Annotated in this window: 12 protein-coding genes and 1 pseudogene; 6 read left to right on the top strand and 7 right to left on the bottom strand. The window is 66.2% G+C overall.

Annotation, left to right across the window (positions count from 1 at the left end):
* On the top strand, window positions 1-280 hold a 280-nt coding region (locus tag NZ849_RS07710), incomplete at its 5' end, for a putative PEP-binding protein (RefSeq protein WP_367182958.1).
* A gap of 248 nt (window positions 281-528) precedes the next feature.
* On the opposite strand, the gene NZ849_RS07705 is transcribed toward NZ849_RS07710, so the two are convergent.
* The 5 genes and pseudogenes from NZ849_RS07705 to NZ849_RS07685 all read right to left on the bottom strand — a co-directional run bounded on the left by NZ849_RS07705 (window position 529) and on the right by NZ849_RS07685 (window position 8,974).
* The gene (locus NZ849_RS07705) at window positions 529-1,593 is read right to left on the bottom strand and encodes a glucose-1-phosphate thymidylyltransferase (protein ID WP_295405815.1); all 1,065 of its coding nucleotides are present in this window, start codon (window positions 1,591-1,593) and stop codon (window positions 529-531) included.
* A gap of 71 nt (window positions 1,594-1,664) precedes the next feature.
* Window positions 1,665-3,263, bottom strand: a complete 1,599-nt coding sequence (locus tag NZ849_RS07700; RefSeq protein ID WP_295405813.1) for a DEAD/DEAH box helicase — start codon at window positions 3,261-3,263, stop codon at window positions 1,665-1,667.
* A gap of 218 nt (window positions 3,264-3,481) precedes the next feature.
* Entirely contained in the window at window positions 3,482-5,935 is a 2,454-nt protein-coding gene (locus tag NZ849_RS07695) for a cbb3-type cytochrome c oxidase subunit I (protein WP_295405811.1), read from the bottom strand.
* Between the two features lie 18 nt (window positions 5,936-5,953).
* Window positions 5,954-7,027: a cytochrome c oxidase subunit II gene (gene coxB / locus NZ849_RS07690; RefSeq protein ID WP_295405809.1), complete on the bottom strand. Its 1,074-nt coding sequence runs from the start codon at window positions 7,025-7,027 to the stop codon at window positions 5,954-5,956.
* A 93-nt stretch (window positions 7,028-7,120) separates the two neighbouring features.
* A pseudogene (locus NZ849_RS07685) lies at window positions 7,121-8,974 on the bottom strand (heme o synthase).
* 201 nt (window positions 8,975-9,175) lie between these two features.
* Between NZ849_RS07685 and NZ849_RS07680 the strand changes: the two are divergent.
* Window positions 9,176-10,303, top strand: a complete 1,128-nt coding sequence (locus tag NZ849_RS07680) for a zinc-binding dehydrogenase (protein ID WP_295405819.1) — start codon at window positions 9,176-9,178, stop codon at window positions 10,301-10,303.
* Between the two features lie 207 nt (window positions 10,304-10,510).
* Here NZ849_RS07680 and NZ849_RS07675 read toward each other — a convergent pair whose 3' ends face one another.
* A complete protein-coding gene (locus tag NZ849_RS07675) occupies window positions 10,511-11,320 on the bottom strand; it encodes a TlpA disulfide reductase family protein (protein WP_295405807.1) in 810 nt (269 codons plus the stop codon).
* Between the two features lie 256 nt (window positions 11,321-11,576).
* Between NZ849_RS07675 and NZ849_RS07670 the strand changes: the two genes are divergently transcribed.
* From NZ849_RS07670 to NZ849_RS07655, 4 genes are all read left to right on the top strand, one after another.
* Window positions 11,577-12,221, top strand: a complete 645-nt coding sequence (locus NZ849_RS07670; protein ID WP_295405805.1) for a hypothetical protein — start codon at window positions 11,577-11,579, stop codon at window positions 12,219-12,221.
* A 230-nt stretch (window positions 12,222-12,451) separates the two neighbouring features.
* Window positions 12,452-13,381 (top strand): hemin ABC transporter substrate-binding protein, encoded by a 930-nt coding sequence (locus NZ849_RS07665; protein WP_295405803.1) that lies wholly within the window; start codon window positions 12,452-12,454, stop codon window positions 13,379-13,381.
* 54 nt (window positions 13,382-13,435) lie between these two features.
* Complete coding sequence (locus NZ849_RS07660) at window positions 13,436-14,440, top strand: iron chelate uptake ABC transporter family permease subunit (RefSeq protein WP_295405802.1); 1,005 nt, start codon at window positions 13,436-13,438, stop codon at window positions 14,438-14,440.
* Complete coding sequence (locus tag NZ849_RS07655; protein ID WP_295405800.1) at window positions 14,433-15,212, top strand: heme ABC transporter ATP-binding protein; 780 nt, start codon at window positions 14,433-14,435, stop codon at window positions 15,210-15,212. The genes NZ849_RS07660 and NZ849_RS07655 overlap by 8 nt, the downstream gene beginning before the upstream one ends.
* Here the strand turns inward: NZ849_RS07655 and NZ849_RS07650 are convergent.
* Window positions 15,190-15,348: heavy metal-binding domain-containing protein (locus NZ849_RS07650; RefSeq protein ID WP_295405817.1), on the bottom strand; the 159-nt coding region annotated here is incomplete at its 5' end. The two genes, NZ849_RS07655 and NZ849_RS07650, sit on opposite strands and share 23 nt — an antisense overlap.

Raw genomic sequence — 15,348 nt, 5'->3', positions numbered from 1 at the left:
TACCCAGCTCACCTTGGCCCTCGACCGCGACTCGGGGCTGGTGGCCGACCTCTTCGACGAGCAGGACGAAGCGGTGAAGTTCCTGCTCTCCCGCGCCATCGGGGCCGCCAAGAAGATGGGCAAGTACATCGGCATCTGCGGGCAGGGCCCTTCCGACCACCCCGAGTTTGCGCTGTGGCTGGTGGAGCAGGGCATCGAGAGCATCTCGCTCAACCCCGACAGCGTGCTCGAGACCTGGCTCTACCTGGCCGAGGGGAAGAGGGAAAAGGTGGGCGGCTGAACCCATTCGTGCCGTTCATCCGGGCTGCGGGGGCGGGGTTTCCTCCCGCAGCCCGGCCGCATCCTTCGGAAGCCCAGAGGGGGTGCTACTGGGCGAGCCGTGAAGGATCGGCGTTGGCCCACCCCCTGCGCCGCAGAAAGTCCATCCCAAAGGGGCTTCTGCCCTCTTTGGAAGAAACCCGGGGTGGGGCTGTGGCACGGGTCATGAGACCCCCCATCCCCCTTCGGGCTGGGACCTGCTCTTTGAGCCTAGGCCAGCTCGAGGCTGCTCAAATCCCCCAGGACCAGCTTGTGGGCCTTGGGCAGCTCGCTGCGCCGGGTAACCCGGGCCCCAACCCCCAGGATGCACTCGTGCAACCGCAAGGGCACGTCCTCCACCACCGCGCTGTCCTCCAGGATGGAATACTCCACCTCGGCCTGCCGTACCTTGGCGTTGGGCCCAACAGAGGTAAAGGGTCCGATGTAGGACCCCTCAATCAGGGCCCCCGGGGCGATGTGTACGGGCCCCAGCACGGTGCTGTTGCGGACCACAGCCCCCCTCTCAATCACCACCCGCCCTGTAATCCGGCTGTTCTCCACCTCCCCTTCCACCACAGGGGTAGGGCTTTTTTGCTCCACCAAAAGAAGCCGGTTAGCATCCAGAAGGTCGTCTGGGCGCCCCGTGTCCTTCCACCAGCCGCCGACTTCTTGGCCGATAACGGTCGAACCCCCGTCAATGAGGGCCTGGATAGCGTCGGTGATCTCGTATTCGCCTCGGGCGCTGGGCTTGAGGTTGGCGATGATGTCCAGGACAACCGGGCTGAAGACGTACACCCCGGCCACCGCCAGGTCGGAAGGGGGCTCTTTGGGCTTTTCCAAAAGTCCAACGATTCGCCCCTCATCCAAGATCGCTACCCCGAACTGCCTGGGATCGGGCACCCGCACCAGGGCAATCACCGCTCCTAGCTGGGGGCGGAAAGCCTCAACGAAGGGGCGGACCCCCTTTTGGAAGAGGTTATCCCCCAGGTAGAGCACAAAGGGGCTCTGGCCCAACCAGGCCCTCGCTGTGGCCACCGCGTGGGCAATGCCCAGGGCTTGCTCCTGCACGATGTAGGTGATTTCGGCGCTCAGGCAATTCTTGAGAGCTTGGCGGATGTCCTCCTGGGTGTCGGGGGAAACCACCACCCCAATCTCGGTGACGCCCGCCTCGAGCAGGTTCTCCACCGCGTAGCGGATGATGGGCTTGCCCGCCAGCCGGATGACCGGTTTAGGGCGCGTATGGGTTAGGGGGCGCAGGCGGGTGCCTCGCCCAGCCGCGAGAATAAGTCCTTTCATGCTAAGGTCATCTTAGCAGGGAGTTCGGCCAGGCCGGGTGCAATTTGGACAAGGACAGCGCTCGCCTGCCTTCAGCGGTACACCACACGCCTGCGCATCGCTTCAGGGTCCTTACGCCTGAAGGGCTGGGCCGGGCTTCTGGGAGACTCCTCCTTCACCTCAGGAGGAACCTCAACGGCCCGTGCCAGCCGCACCTCCCGCAAAGCAGTGGGGTCTAGATGCTCTACCTCCCCCGGGCGGAGGTCCACATAGGCCGCCAGGTCCCCCTCCAGGCGCACCCGGCCTATCTCCCCGGCCCCCGCCGCCTTCAGCAGGGCCACCACCCGGTTCACGTTCAAGCGCGGACCGGTCAGCCGTAGGGTCACCCAGTTCTCTTCGCCGGTAAGCAGGCTTTTGGGGGTAGGGGCGCCGCCCAAAAGCAGCGCCAGCATCCCCGCCACCGCCTCCACCCCCCTCTCGGCGATAAGCCGCTCGGCCTGCTCCCGCCATAGCTTCCTGTCGGCTTCGGGCTGAGCAGCAATGCGGCGGGCCAGCGCCGTCCACTTGGCCGCCATCACCTCCTCAGGGGTGGGTGGGTTAACCCGCCTGAAGCGCCGGCCCACTGCGCGCTCCAGTGCCTCCAGCTCACGCCCCTCCCGAGGCCCGTAAAGCAGCACCACCTTACCCGAGCGTCCAGCCCGCCCGGTGCGGCCCGAGCGGTGTAGGTAGGTCTCAGGCTGATCAGGGAGGCGGTAGTGCACCACCAGGTCCACCTGGGGAATGTCCAGGCCGCGGGCCGCCACATCGGTGGCCACCAGGATGGAGGTTACCCCGTTTCGGAAACGCTCCATCACCCGTTCGCGCTCGAGCTGCCCCATATCCCCGTGGATAGGGGCCACGCTGTGGTTGCGTCCCTCCAACCCCAAGGCCAGATCGTTGCACTCGGCCTTGGTGCTGGTAAAGACGATGGCCCGCTCGGCTCCGTAGGCGAAGAGGACATCGGAGAGCAGGGCCAGACGGCTGTGCAAGGGAACCTGAATGGCGACCTCCTCATAGGAGATGGCCTCGTCCTTGACAACGTTGACGTGAATAGCCCCCCGCTGGTAGCGCTCCGAGAGCCGGCGGGCCCAGGTGGGCAAGGTGGCGGAGAACAAAAGGGTCTGGCGCTCCGTGGGGGTAGCCTCCAAAAGCCGCTCAACAGCCTCCTCAAAACCCATCGAGAGCATCTCATCGGCTTCGTCAAGCACCACGATCTGGACCTTGGAAAGGTCGAGGACCCCCTGCTCCAGGTAATCCATGGCCCGCCCAGGGGTGGCCACCACCACATCGGTACCCCGCCTCAGGGCCTCGGCCTGCTTGCCGTAGCCGGTTCCCCCATAGACGGGGGTCACGGAGAGGTGCGGGGCCAGCCAGGCCAGCTCCTTGGCCACTTGAAGGGCCAGCTCACGGGTAGGGGTGAGCACCAGGGCTCGAGGGGAACGCCCCCGCTCCCGTGAGGCGTCCAGTCGGTGGGCAATGGGAACGCCAAAAGCTAGGGTCTTGCCAGTGCCCGTGCGGGCCTGGCCCAGCACGTCCTGACCCTCCAAGGCCAGCGGGATGGCGGCGGCCTGGATGGGGGTGGGGGTGGTAAAGCCCTTGGCCTCTAGGGCCTGGGCCACCTCGGGCCTCAGTTGAAATGCCGAAAAATTCATACGTTCTTCCCTCTGGGTAGGCGGCCCTCGAGCCGCCCATCCCACCGGAGAACCTTTGTCCAGGCCAGGTCTACAGGATGTACGGCTCCGCCGAGCCTTGCGCCGGGCCGCTGGGCGCGGTCCTTGGGCGCAACCCCTGCAGTTTGGGGTAGGCAGAGCTTTTTGTCAAGGGCTAGAAGGAGGGGCCAGCCCCGGCTGGCCCCTCCTCGGCTCCGGGCCTACCAGATATAGAAGATGGTCACGATGAAGAGCCAGACCGCATCCACCAGGTGCCAGTACATCGCGGACCCCTCGAGGGTGCCCTGCTCGTGGCTGTTGATCTTGCCAGCCAGCCCCTGGGCGTAGGCCAGCGCCAGGCCGGTGCCCCCAATCAGCACGTGCAGGCCGTGCAGGCCCACAATCAGGAAGAAGACGGTGAACCAAAGCGCAGCCTTCTGGGCCGCCTCCGACTGCCCAGCAGCCTGCAAGGCCTCCACGTAGTGCCCCGAGGCGATGGCGAACTCCCAGATCTGGAAGAGGAAGAAGACCACCCCCAGCAGGATGCTGATGAGCATACCCAGCCTGTAGGGCGAGAGCTTGTTGGCCTTTAGGTCGTGGTGGGCGTAGTGCACCGTGAAGGAACTCGCCACCAGGAAGAAGGTGTTGAGCAAGGCCAGCCAGAGGGCCGGGCGGTGGTCCTCAGGCGGCACCGCGGCCCCGGTCAGGCGCAGGTAGAGGTAGCCCGCGATCAGGATGCCGAAGAGGGCGACCTCTGAGACGATGAACCAGGCCATCCCCACCCAGGCGTTGGACTTCCCGGTCACGGTGTGGTGCTCCACCGGGTGGTCGTACTCCCGGCGCAGGGCCCACTTGAAGAGGCTGTAGAAGAAGAGGATGACCCCCACCGCCAGCCAGCCGCCCCAGCCCGGCACCCCGCCCACCGAGGCGGTGCCCAGGTTGGGCGCGAGGGAGAGGCCAATCCCGGTGATGAAGAGGGCCAGCGCGGTCATGAAGGGCCAGACAGTGGGCGCGGGTAGGTGGATGGTGGCAGGGTCAATGGGCTTGGGCTTCAGCCCCTCCTTCTCCCAGTCGTAAAGGGGCCGCTCGGACTTGAAGACGGTGGGGAACTGGACCGCGAAGTTGTAGGCCGGCGGGGGCGAGGAGGTGGCCCACTCGAGGGTGTAGCCGCCCCAAGGGTTGTCGGGGGCCTTCACGTTCTGACGGAAGCTCTCCACCATGGCAATCAGCCAGGCTATCCCGCCCAGCGCCAGGATGATGGCCCCCGTGGTGGAGATGAGGTTCATCTCGTTCCAGAGGTAGAGCCCATCCGGATAGGTGTAGTAGCGGCGGGGCATCCCCAGGAAGCCCAGCACGTACTGGGGCATGAAGGTCAGCAAGTAGCCCACCAGGAAGAGCCAGAAGTGCAGCTTCCCCCAGAACTCGGGGTACATCCGCCCGGTGATCTTGGGCCACCAGTAGTACAACCCGGCAAAGGCCAGGAAGCCCGAGCCCGCCATCAAGACGTTGTGGAAGTGGGCCACCACGAAGTAGCTGTCCTGCACCTGGTAGTCAAAGGGTGCCACCGCCAGCATCACCCCGGTAATCCGCCCCAGCAGGAAGTTGAACATGAAGCCCATCACAAAGAGCAGGGGGGTCTTGAAGTCGAGCTGGCCGCCCCAGAGGGTACCCAGAAGGTTGAAAATCTTCACCCCGGTAGGCACGGCCACCAGGACCGTGAAGAAGACGAAGACGAGCTGGAAGAGGAGGCTCTCCCCCACCGTGAACATGTGGTGCGCCCAGACCAGAAAGCCCACCACCGCAATGCCCACCAGAGCAAAGACCATGAAGCGGTAGCCGAAGACCGGCTTGCGCGAGAAGGTGGAGGCGATCTCGGCGGCGATGCCCAGGTAGGGCAACAACATGATGTAGACCGCCGGGTGGGAGTAGAACCAGAAGAACTGCTGGTAGAGCACCGGGTCGCCGCCAATCAGCGGGTCGTAGAGGCTGAGCCCCAGCTTACGCGAGAGCAGCACGGTGAGGCTGGCCGCGGTAATGCCGGCCAGGGCGAAGAGGGAGAGCATGGAGGTGGCGAAGATGCCCCAGACGAAGATGGGCATCTTCCACAGACCCATACCCTTAGCCCGCAGGTTGTAGACCGTAGCGGCAAAGTTGGCGGCACCCAGCAGGCTGGAGAGACCCAACAGCAGGAGCCCCACCATGAAGAAGTCAACGCCGAGGCCACCGGTGCGGGAGAAGGGGTAGTAGAAGGTCCAGCCCACTTCGGGCGCCCCGCCGAAGAAGAGCGAGGTGTAGATGAGCACTCCGGAGAAGACGAAGAGCCAGGCCGCGAAGGCGTTGATGCGGGGCAGGGCCACATCCCGTTCGCCCAGCATTAGGGGCAGGATGAAGTTGCCGAAGCCCGAAAGCCCAGCCGGGATGATGAAGAAGAAGAGCATGGTGGCCCCGTGCAGGGTGAGCACCTGGTTGTAGGCGTCCCCCACCAGGAACTGCCGCTCAGGACCCGCCAGCTGCCAGCGAATGGCCACCGCCATCAGGCCCGACAGGCCGAAGGCCACAAACGAGGCGACCAGGTAGATCATCCCGACTTTTTTGTGGTCGCTGGTGGTCAGCAGGTCCCAGACCGCCTCCCAGAAGCCCATGCGACGCGCGGGTTGTGGTGCGACTACAGCCATGTCTCGGTAAACCTCCCTTTAGAACTTCTCCAGGTTGCTAAAGTCCAGGCCCTCCACCTTGTGGCTCATCAGGTAAGCTGCGATGGCCTTGGTATCCTCGTCCGAAAGCTGGGGGAAAGCCGGCATCTTGATGCCGGGCTTCATGCCGGGGGAATTCCTGATCCAGCGCTCGAGGTACTCCGGCGTGTTGGGCCACATTCCCGCCCCTACCGTGATGCGATTGCCGAAAAAGGTGAGGTCGGGGTTCTGCGGCAGGCCCTGGGAGACCCCCTTCAGGGAGTGGCAGGCAGCGCACTGCTGCTTGTAGAGCTGCTCCCCTCGAGCCAGCACAGGATCGGTGGGGGGAGTGGCTTGGTAGGCCTTGGCCTCCTCAATCCAGCGGTCAAACTCCTCCTCTGGCACCACCACCACCCGGAAGCGCATGTTGGCGTGCGAAGCCCCACAAAGCTCCACACACTGACCGTAGTAGATGCCCACCTTCTCCGGGGTTACCTCGATGTGGGTGACCACCCCCGGGATGGCGTCGCGAGCCCCCACCATGCTGGTAATGCGGAAGGAGTGGATCACATCGTAGTTCTGGCCATCCCCCCCGGTTACCTCGAAGCGCACCGGCCGGCCCACCGGAAGGATGAGCTCGTTGGAGGTGCGCACCCCGTGGTCTTTGTAGATGAAGTCCCACCAGAACTGCCAGCCCCGCACCTCTACCACCATGGCTCCCGGCGTGGGGCGGTCCAGCCTGAACATGCTCTGAGCAGTGAGGCCGAAGATAATCAGCACGATGACCGTAGGGATGACTGTCCAGATCACCTCCAGCCGGTCGTTGCCGTGGACCTGCTCGGGCTCCGCGGTTTCCTTGCCGGTGCGGCGGAACTTAATGACCACATAGGTTAGAGCCCCAATCACCACCACAAAGACCAGGGCCGCAAACCCCATCACCCAGACCAGCAAACCCCGCACCTCGCGGTTGAAAGCCGAGGCCTGGGGGTCAATGATGTTGAGGGTATGGCCCCCTGCCTGGCCCGGCTCGGCGCCCAGAACCAGGCCCGCCACCAGCAAGATGAGAAGACCTAGACTCCGCTGCAGCGTTAGCACATCCTCACCTCACACTCCCGGATATTCTAAGCCATTTTCCCTGGAATCAGTCTGTTCTGTAGAACATATACCCAAACCCAGTAGGGTATCATGCTACACCCAAAATGCCCGGTCCAGCGCCATCAAAACAAAGAGCAACGCCAGGTATAGCATAGAGTACTTGTACAACCCCAGGGCTCGAGCCCGCTCCTGGCGCTGGTAGAGCCGATAGCTCTGCCAGAGCAGGAGGGCGTTTAGGACCAAAGAGACCAGCAGGTAGAACCACCCGAGCTCGCCCATCAGCACCGGGATAAAGGTCAGGACAACCGTCAGAATGGCGTACAGGAAGACCTGGTAGGCGGTCTCCTGCTCCCCTCGCACCACCGGCAGCATGGGGATGCCCACGGCTGCGTACTCGTCCTTGATCATCAGGGCCAGGGCCCAGAAGTGCACCGGAGTCCAGAAGAAGATGATCAGGAACAGGTACCAGGAGAAAAGGTTGAGCTCGCCTGCAACGGCAGCCCAGCCCACCAGAGGCGGGAAGGCCCCAGCAGCACCCCCAATCACGATGTTGCTCCAGAAGCGGCGCTTCATGTAGAGGGTGTAGACGCCGACGTACCAACCCAGCCCAGCCATAGCCAAGAGCGCAGCGACCAGATTAGCCCCCCACCATAGGATGAAAAAGGAGAGCACCATCAAGGCCGTGGCGAAGAGGGTCGCCTCGCGGCTGCTAATCTTCTCGGTGACCGTAGGGCGCTGGGCGGTGCGCTTCATCCGGCCGTCTATGTCCCGGTCTATGACCATGTTGAAGGCGTTGGCAGCACCCGCCGCCATGTAGCCCCCTACCAGAACCACCAAAAGTAGCCCCAACCCCGGCCACCCCCTGGCGGCCATAAACATGGCGGCTAGGGTGGTGAAGAGGAGGAGGCTGATGACCCGGGGTTTGGTCAGCCAGAAGTAGTCGCGCCAAGTGGCGCGCTGGGTATGGGTTGCGGACAGCACCATATGAGTCTACCTTGCTTCAGAGGCAGAGGCGGCGCGCGGAGGCGCAGGGTATCCCACTTGGCTCAGTGCGGAAACCGCGAGCAGCACCCAAGAGAGCCAGACCAGGTCGGAGAGGAGAAGGTGGGGAAGCTGCGTGTAGAGGGGAGCGGCCTGCTGCACGTTCAGGTACCCCACGGCGAGCTGGAGAACGAACAGTACCCCCACCGCCCGCGCAAACAGCCGGGTGTGGTGGCTAGAACGCAGGGCCGCTACCAGGTTGGCCACCAACACCGCATAGGCCCCGACGAACACCGCGATAAAGGGATGGTAGATCCGCAGATGCACCAGGAAGTGTTCCCCCGGTGAAAGGGCTCGGCCCACCGCTTCGGCGGTGCTGCGCACCGGGAAAAGCGCATCTCCTAGGGAAGTAAGGGCACCTGAGGCAGCAACCGCAAGGATCCCTAGGAAGCCAAGGCCCAAGGCCCATCCCACAGGGCCCTGCCCCCGCCAGACCGGGCGTGCCTCAGGGTGAGCCGACCACCAGGCGGTGAGGGCCAGCGAGCCCATCAGGAAAAGGGTGTTGATGAGGTGGACCGGAGCCACCACCGCCCGGGCTGGGCTAGCGTCCTCCCCCACCAGGCGGAAGAGGACCAAAGCGGCCCCCAGCAGGCTTTCCGCAACCATGAAAAAAAGGGAAAGCCCGGCCCCTAGGCGCACCAAGTGTCCTTTGGGAAAGGCCCTACGCGACCAGAGGAGGAGGCCTACCACCAGCAGGAAGGAGAGGCCGCTGGTGAGGCGGTGGAAAAACTCGATCTGGGTCTCGAGGCCCCGGAAGGCTGGCAAGACCTCGCCGTTGCAGGTGGGCCAGTGAGCCCCACAACCATCCCCGGAACCGGTGGCCTGGACCACATCCCCCCAAAGGATCACCAGCAGGGTGAAGGCCACCACCCCCCAGGCGTAAAGGGTAAAGCGTCGGTTGAGCATACGAAAAAACCCCCTCCGGGGTACTGAGGTCCATTCTGCCAGACCCCCAGCCCCATGCCACTAGGACAAATGTCCCAGTGCGACGCTTGGCCCTTTGCCAGAAGCCACCCCTTGGGAGCAAAATGGAGGCGAATGCAGACCACGGTCACCGCCCCCGTCCCCAAGCGCCTGGCCGCCGCCAAGACCGGCTCCAGGGCCCTGATGCGGGGCCTGCTTTTCACCCCTTCGGTGCCGCGCTATGCCGCGGCCCGTCTTTTGGGAAAGCGCTACCCCGCCCAAGCCCTCCCGCTTCGGCTCGTGGCGCTGCCCGAGCCCACCCGTCCCCGGGGCTTCGAGCGGCTCAAGGTCAGGCTTGCTGGCATCTGCGGCAGCGATCTGGCCCTGCTCTACGGCAAGCAGGCCCCTACCCTCTCCAGCATGTTTTCCTTCCCCGCGGTGCTGGGGCACGAGGTGCTGGCAGAGCTGGGGGGGGTTCGGGTGGTGGTCAACCCGCTGCTCTCCTGCCTGGAGCGCGGCCTGCCCGACTGCCCGGCCTGCGCCCGGGGGGACGACCACCTTTGCGAAAACGTGGCCGAGGGCAGCCTGGCCCCGGGGATGCTGGGCTTCTGCCGCGACCTAGGGGGTGGCTGGGCAGAACGGATGGTCGCCCACCAGGAACGGATATTCCCCGTAGACGAGCGGGTACCCGACGAGCGGGCAGTCCTGACCGAGCCGGCAGCCGTCGTGCTCCACGGGCTGCGCCAGGTCTGGGGCCGGAGCAGTGGGTTTGACTGGCCTTCCCGGCTGCTGGTGATTGGGGCAGGAAGCATAGGGCTGCTCACCATTCGGCTCCTGCGGGCGCTGGGCTACAACGGACCCCTTTACGCGGTGGCCCGCCATCCCCGCCAGGCTGAGCTGGCCCAGCGGCTGGGGGCCAGCCGAACTTTCCCCTCCGCCCAAGCTGCCCAAAGGGCGGCTGGAGCAAGGCACTACCCGGGCATTCTTGGGTCCGTTTCCTGGCGCGGTGGTTTTGAGGGGGTAATAGAGGCTTCCGGCTCCCCGGGGGGCCTCCAGGAAGCGAGCTGGGCGGTGCGGGAAGGGGGGCGGGTTCTGCTCTTGGGGGCCCCGGCCACCGCCTTTCACGACTTCTCCCCTTACTGGTTCCGGGAGATTGGGCTTTTTGGAAGCTACACCTACAGCTGGGACGACTTTGCTCAGACCGTCAAACTGCTGCCCGAGTTGGAGGGGCTCGAGGCCCTAGTTACCCACAAGTTCTCCCTGGAGGCCTGGCCTGAGGCCATCCAGACCGCCGCCCGCCGCAAGGGCATCAAGGTGGTGTTCAAACCCTGAAAAGGGGCCCTACACCTAATACGGGAGCTCCGCCTGGAAAACCACCGCCGTCGCCCTAGGACAGAGCACCCGCTTCGTGCCCAACCCCGCAGACAGTCTGGAAGTTGGAAGCAACCCCGGGCCAATCTGCTCTTGGCGCCGGAGAGGAGCCCTGGTGGCTCCGATACCGAGCCACAGGTGAGCCCGCCGGGGCTTTCCAGGACCGGCCTAGCGCAACCTTTGCAGGAGCTGCTCGAGCTGGGCCCGGTTGAGCGGCCCCAGGTGGCGGGCCACCACCTGCCCATCGGAAGCCACCAGGAGCGTGGTGGGCAGGCCGCTTACCCGGAAGGCTTGCTGCAGGCCCGCGCTGTCCAGAAACACCCGGGCAACAAGACCGGTTTCGGCAAGAAAGCCCTGGATGACTGCGGGGTTCTCCCCAACGTTGAGCAACACAACGGGATACCCCTTCTGCTGGTACTCCACCAGAAGGGGCATCTCAGCGCGGCAGGGTGGGCACCAGGTAGCCCAGAAGTTGATGAGCATGGGCCTGGGCAGCTCACCAAAGGGTACCTCGCGGGGGCGGCTCTGGCCGGGCTCGAGGTACTGCACCACCTGCCTCGCGTAGTCGGGGCTGGCCGCCTCTGCTGGCTGGCTCAGGATCTGCTGGAGCCCAAGGGGCACCAGAGATACCGCCAGAGAGGCCGCCGCCGGCAGCAGCAACCGCACCACCTCGCGCCGGAGCAGCAGGTAGGCGGCCAGGGCCCCAGCTAGAAGCCCCGCCAAGGCATTCCAACCTCCCGTACGGATATCTAGGGCGGCGAGCAGGGCCGCCCCCAGGCTAGGCCAGGCAGCGAGGTGCTCCGCGGCATACCCCAGCCGCGCGGCCAGCAGGGCACTCAAGAGCACCCCCCAGGCCTTTCCCTCCATCCCCCGCCGGGCAGCAAGCCAGATGAAAACCAGCATCCCCAACAGCAAGGCCAGGTGGGACCAGCTCAGCGCAAGAGGCCCCAGGACCAGCGCGTCCGGTGTGAGCCGCATCGGTCTAGCACCCCCCCAGCGGCAACGCGACCCGCAGCCAGACCGCCAGAGAGCAGACGGCAGGGCGGGTAGCCCCCAGCCTTTTCCACGGGCAGGCTAAAAGGGACGGCCGCTCCATCGGGCTCATAATACCCCTATAGGGTATGTTAGGCCAACGGCGAGAATGTTGCATGGAGAACACTTCCATGACCAACAGCGTCTACGCTGGCTATTGGGTAGATACCCGGTAAGGATACTTGCAACGAGGAGGTCGGTCATGCGTCCGTTGCTACCGCTTGTGCTTGTGCTTGGCTTTGGCCTGGCCCAGCCCCTCACCCTGGGGGAGCAGTACCTGCTGCGCGGCTATACCGGCAACGCCATGGGTAAGGTCTGGGCCGGGGCCCTGCGCTTCGAGGGCCTGGAGGTGCTCACCAACAACAGCTCCATCTGCGCTAGCCTGAGCGGGGCGGCCATTGCCAGCTACCTGGAGGCCCGCCCGAACGCCCAGGTGGCCACCGCAGCCCTCTCTAACCCCGATGATGTGCTGCGCCTGGTCAGCTTTCGCCAGCCGGCCCTGGCCCTTCTCTTCGGCGGCCAGACCGATGCGGCCACCAACAACGCCCTGGTGAAGGCGGTGCTGGCCGAAGCAGCGCAGCGCAACTACCCGGGCGCCATCTTCATCCACGTACGCACCTGGGGGCTGGGCTCGGTGGGCCTGGCGGCCAAGGAGGATGCCAGCATCCGCCGCTACCTAAGCGCCAAGAACAACCTCTTTGCGGTGCTGGTGGACGGCAACGCGGGCGAGGTGCGGGTGGTCCAGGCGCGCATCAACGCCAGCACAGGCGAGCAGGAGGTGGCTCAGGTGCTGGGCACCCAGAAGATGGGCGAGACCTGGCTAGCCCTTTTCCGCCGCTCGCTCTAGGCAACACAAGAAGCCGCCGCGCCGGGTGGCGCGGCGGCTTCTTGTCGCGAGGAGGTTGTGCTAAAGCCCCTCGCAAGCCTCAGGGCAGGGGTCACCCCCGCTCCCCAGCCGAGGGCCTTACGTGCCGTGGCGCACTTGGTGGCGTTCCCAGGGGAGCAGCTGTGGCCGCACGGCCCGTGACACTTTTGTGACACCTTCCTCTCGCCAAACAGTTACCCTTCCAATTTGGTATGAAAGGTTGGCTTTTTGCCCTTCCCCTTTTGGGCCTAGCGCTGGCCCAGCCCTTCCGCGTCACCGATGCCACAGGCCGCGAGGTGGAGGTGCGCAGCGCCGAGCGCATCGTGAGCGTAGGGGGCTCCATCTCCGAGATTCTGGACAAGTTCGGCCTCACCGAGCGCATCGTGGGGCGGGATACCGGCTCGTACATCCCGGCGGCGCTGCTAAAAAAGCCTGATGTGGGCCTCTTCTTCCGCCTGAACGCGGAGGCCATCCTGGCCCAGCGGCCCACCCTGCTGCTGGCCGTCTCCGAGGCGGGCCCCCCGCCGGTGCTGGCCCAGCTCCGCCAGGCGGGTGTGAGCGTGGTGCTGGTGCCTGACGAGCCCACCCCGGAAGGGGTGAAGAAGAAGATCCGCACCATCGGCGCGGCGGTGGGGCAGCCGGCCCGGGCCGAGGAGCTGGTGCGGGCTCTGGAGCGCGACCTGCTGGCCCTGCGTTCCAAGACCCGGGTGCGCCGGGGGGAGCCCCTGCGGGTGCTTTACATCTACCCACGCGACCCCCGCAACACCTTCGTCTGCGGCGAGGAGGCCAGCGGGGCGGGCCTCATCACCCTGGCCGGGGCTCAGAACGCGGTCAGGAGTGTGCAGGGCGCAGGTGCGGTGCGGGGTTGCGTGAATCTCACCGCCGAGGCGGTGGTGGCAGCCCGGCCCGATGCCATCGTGGTACCCTTCTTCCCCGACCAGCCCTTCAGCTTCGAGAACATCCTGCGCCTGCCCGGGGTGGCTGAGACCCCGGCGGGGCGCAACCGCCGGATTGTGGCCATGGACGTGACCTACATCTCCGGCTACGGCTACACCGTGGGCCGGGCAGCCCTAGAGCTGCACCAGGCCCTCTACGAGAAGACCGGTCCGGTGCGCCTCAACCACCCCAGCTTCAGTCCATAGGGGCTACCCTGGGCTCGGGCTGCCCCCAGCTGGGGGCAGCCTTTGGGGTTAGCGATGAGACAAAAGCCCTTTGACACCGAGCGCCGCAGGCAAGGGGTACTGCTGGCGCTGGCCTTGTTGCTGCCGCTGTGCCTCCTCCTGGGAGCTTCCGGCGGGGCCTACCCCATCGCCCCCCTGGAGATTCCCCGGGTGCTCAAGGAGGGCCTTGAGGGTGCCGCGGTGCTCCTCAACATCCGCTTTCCCCGCGTGCTGCTGGCCGCCGTTGTGGGCGGAACGCTGGCCCTGACGGGAGCGGCGCTTCAGGGCCTGCTGCGCACGCCCCTGGTGGAGCCGGGCCTGCTGGGCCTGGGGCTCGGGGCTGCGGCCGGGGCGGTGCTCTGGCTGGCCTGGTTTCCCCTGGTGCCCTGGGGGCTACCCCTGGCCGCGGCCCTGGGCGTGCTGGGGGTGCTCGGCCTGCTGCTGCGCCTGGCAGCAGGGGAGGGGGCGCCCGCGGGGGTGCGGCTGCTCTTGCTGGGGCTCCTGCTCTCCCCCATCCTGAGCGCCCTCATCGGGCTGGTGCAGTTCCGCGTGGGCGACCCCCAGGGGCGCAGCCTGAGCTTCTGGACCCTGGGAGGCCTGAGTGGGGCGAGCTGGGAGCTTCTGGCCCTCACCGCGCCCCTCGCCCTGCTGAGCGCCCTCGCCCTGCTGGGGCTGGGCCGCGCCCTGAATGCCCTCACCCTGGGCGAGGAGGAGGCCTACCACCTGGGGGTGGCGGTGGGAGCCCTGAAGCGCTGGGGCCTGTTCCTGATAGCCCTGGGGGTAGGGGCGGCGGTGGCCGCGGCGGGGAACATTGCCTTCGTGGGGCTGCTGGTGCCCTGGCTGTTGCGGGCCTTGGGCGGGGCCGACCACCGCTTCGTGCTGGCGGGAGCCTGGCTGCTGGGGGCCAGCCTCACCGTTCTGGCCGACCTTCTAGCCCGCACCCTCTTCGCCCCGGCCGAGCTACCGCTGGGCCTTCTGACCACCCTTCTGGGGGGGCCTCTCTTCCTCTTTCTGCTCGTGCGGGAGGGGTGGCGTGGCTAGCTGGCTCGAGGCCGAAGAGGTAAGCTTCTGGCGGGGAGGGCGCTGGCTGCTGCAGGGAGTCTCGCTCAAACTTTCCCCGGGCTTCTGGGTACTCCTGGGTCCCAACGGGGCGGGGAAGAGCAGCCTGCTCAGGCTGCTTTCGGGCGAGTGGCGGGCCAGCCGTGGCGAGGTGCGGCTGGAAGGGCGGCCCATCCAAAGCTATCCTCCCGCGGTGCTGGCCCTGAAGCGGGCCTTCCTACCCCAGCAGCGGAGCCTGGCCTTCCCCTACACCGCCCGCGAGGTAGTGGCCCTAGGCCGCCTGCCCCACCAGAAGGGCCGGGAGCACCCGCTGGACCGCGAGCGCATCGCCTGGGCCCTGGCGGAAACCGGAGCCTCCCACCTGGCCGACCGCCCTTACCTCGCGCTTTCGGGGGGGGAGCGCACCCGCGTAGACCTGGCCCGCATCCTGGCCCAGGACACCCCCATCCTGCTCCTGGACGAGCCCACCAACCACCTGGACCCCCGCCAGCAGCTCGAGGTGCTCTCGCTGGCCCAGAGGCTGGGGCAGGAAGGGCGGTTGGTGCTGGCCGCGCTACATGACCTGAGCCTGGCCGCCCTATTTGCCCAAAGGCTGTTGCTCTTGAAGGAGGGCCGCCTGCTGGCCCAGGGGGAGCCCGAGGAGATGCTGGAGCCCGCGCTTCTGGAGGAGGTCTACGGGGTGCCCTTCGAGGTGGTTGCGCACCGGGGACGGCGGCTGGTGCTGCCCCGCCTCAGTAGACCCGGCTGGTCTTGACCGCGGTGCCCGAGGCCGTGACCATCAGCATATTCCCCTGGCCCACGGTCTCGTAGTCCACATCAATCCCAATCACCGCATCGGCCCCGCGGGCCAGCGCAGCCTGCTCCAGCTCGGAAAGCGCAATCTCGCGGGC

This window comes from Meiothermus sp., from assembly GCF_025060375.1.
GTDB lineage: Bacteria > Deinococcota > Deinococci > Deinococcales > Thermaceae > Meiothermus.
The sequence above is the reverse complement of the archived record's forward strand: the minus strand, read 5'-3'. Positions and strand labels throughout refer to the sequence as shown.

Coding starts and splice junctions, on each gene's coding strand:
- NZ849_RS07705 (WP_295405815.1), bottom strand. CDS start 1,593: ATGAAAGGACTTATTCTCGCGGCTGGGCGAGGCACCCGCCTGCGCCCC.
- NZ849_RS07700 (WP_295405813.1), bottom strand. CDS start 3,263: ATGAATTTTTCGGCATTTCAACTGAGGCCCGAGGTGGCCCAGGCCCTA.
- NZ849_RS07695 (WP_295405811.1), bottom strand. CDS start 5,935: ATGGCTGTAGTCGCACCACAACCCGCGCGTCGCATGGGCTTCTGGGAG.
- NZ849_RS07680 (WP_295405819.1), top strand. CDS start 9,176: ATGCGGGGCCTGCTTTTCACCCCTTCGGTGCCGCGCTATGCCGCGGCC.
- NZ849_RS07675 (WP_295405807.1), bottom strand. CDS start 11,320: ATGCGGCTCACACCGGACGCGCTGGTCCTGGGGCCTCTTGCGCTGAGC.
- NZ849_RS07670 (WP_295405805.1), top strand. CDS start 11,577: ATGCGTCCGTTGCTACCGCTTGTGCTTGTGCTTGGCTTTGGCCTGGCC.
- NZ849_RS07665 (WP_295405803.1), top strand. CDS start 12,452: ATGAAAGGTTGGCTTTTTGCCCTTCCCCTTTTGGGCCTAGCGCTGGCC.
- NZ849_RS07660 (WP_295405802.1), top strand. CDS start 13,436: ATGAGACAAAAGCCCTTTGACACCGAGCGCCGCAGGCAAGGGGTACTG.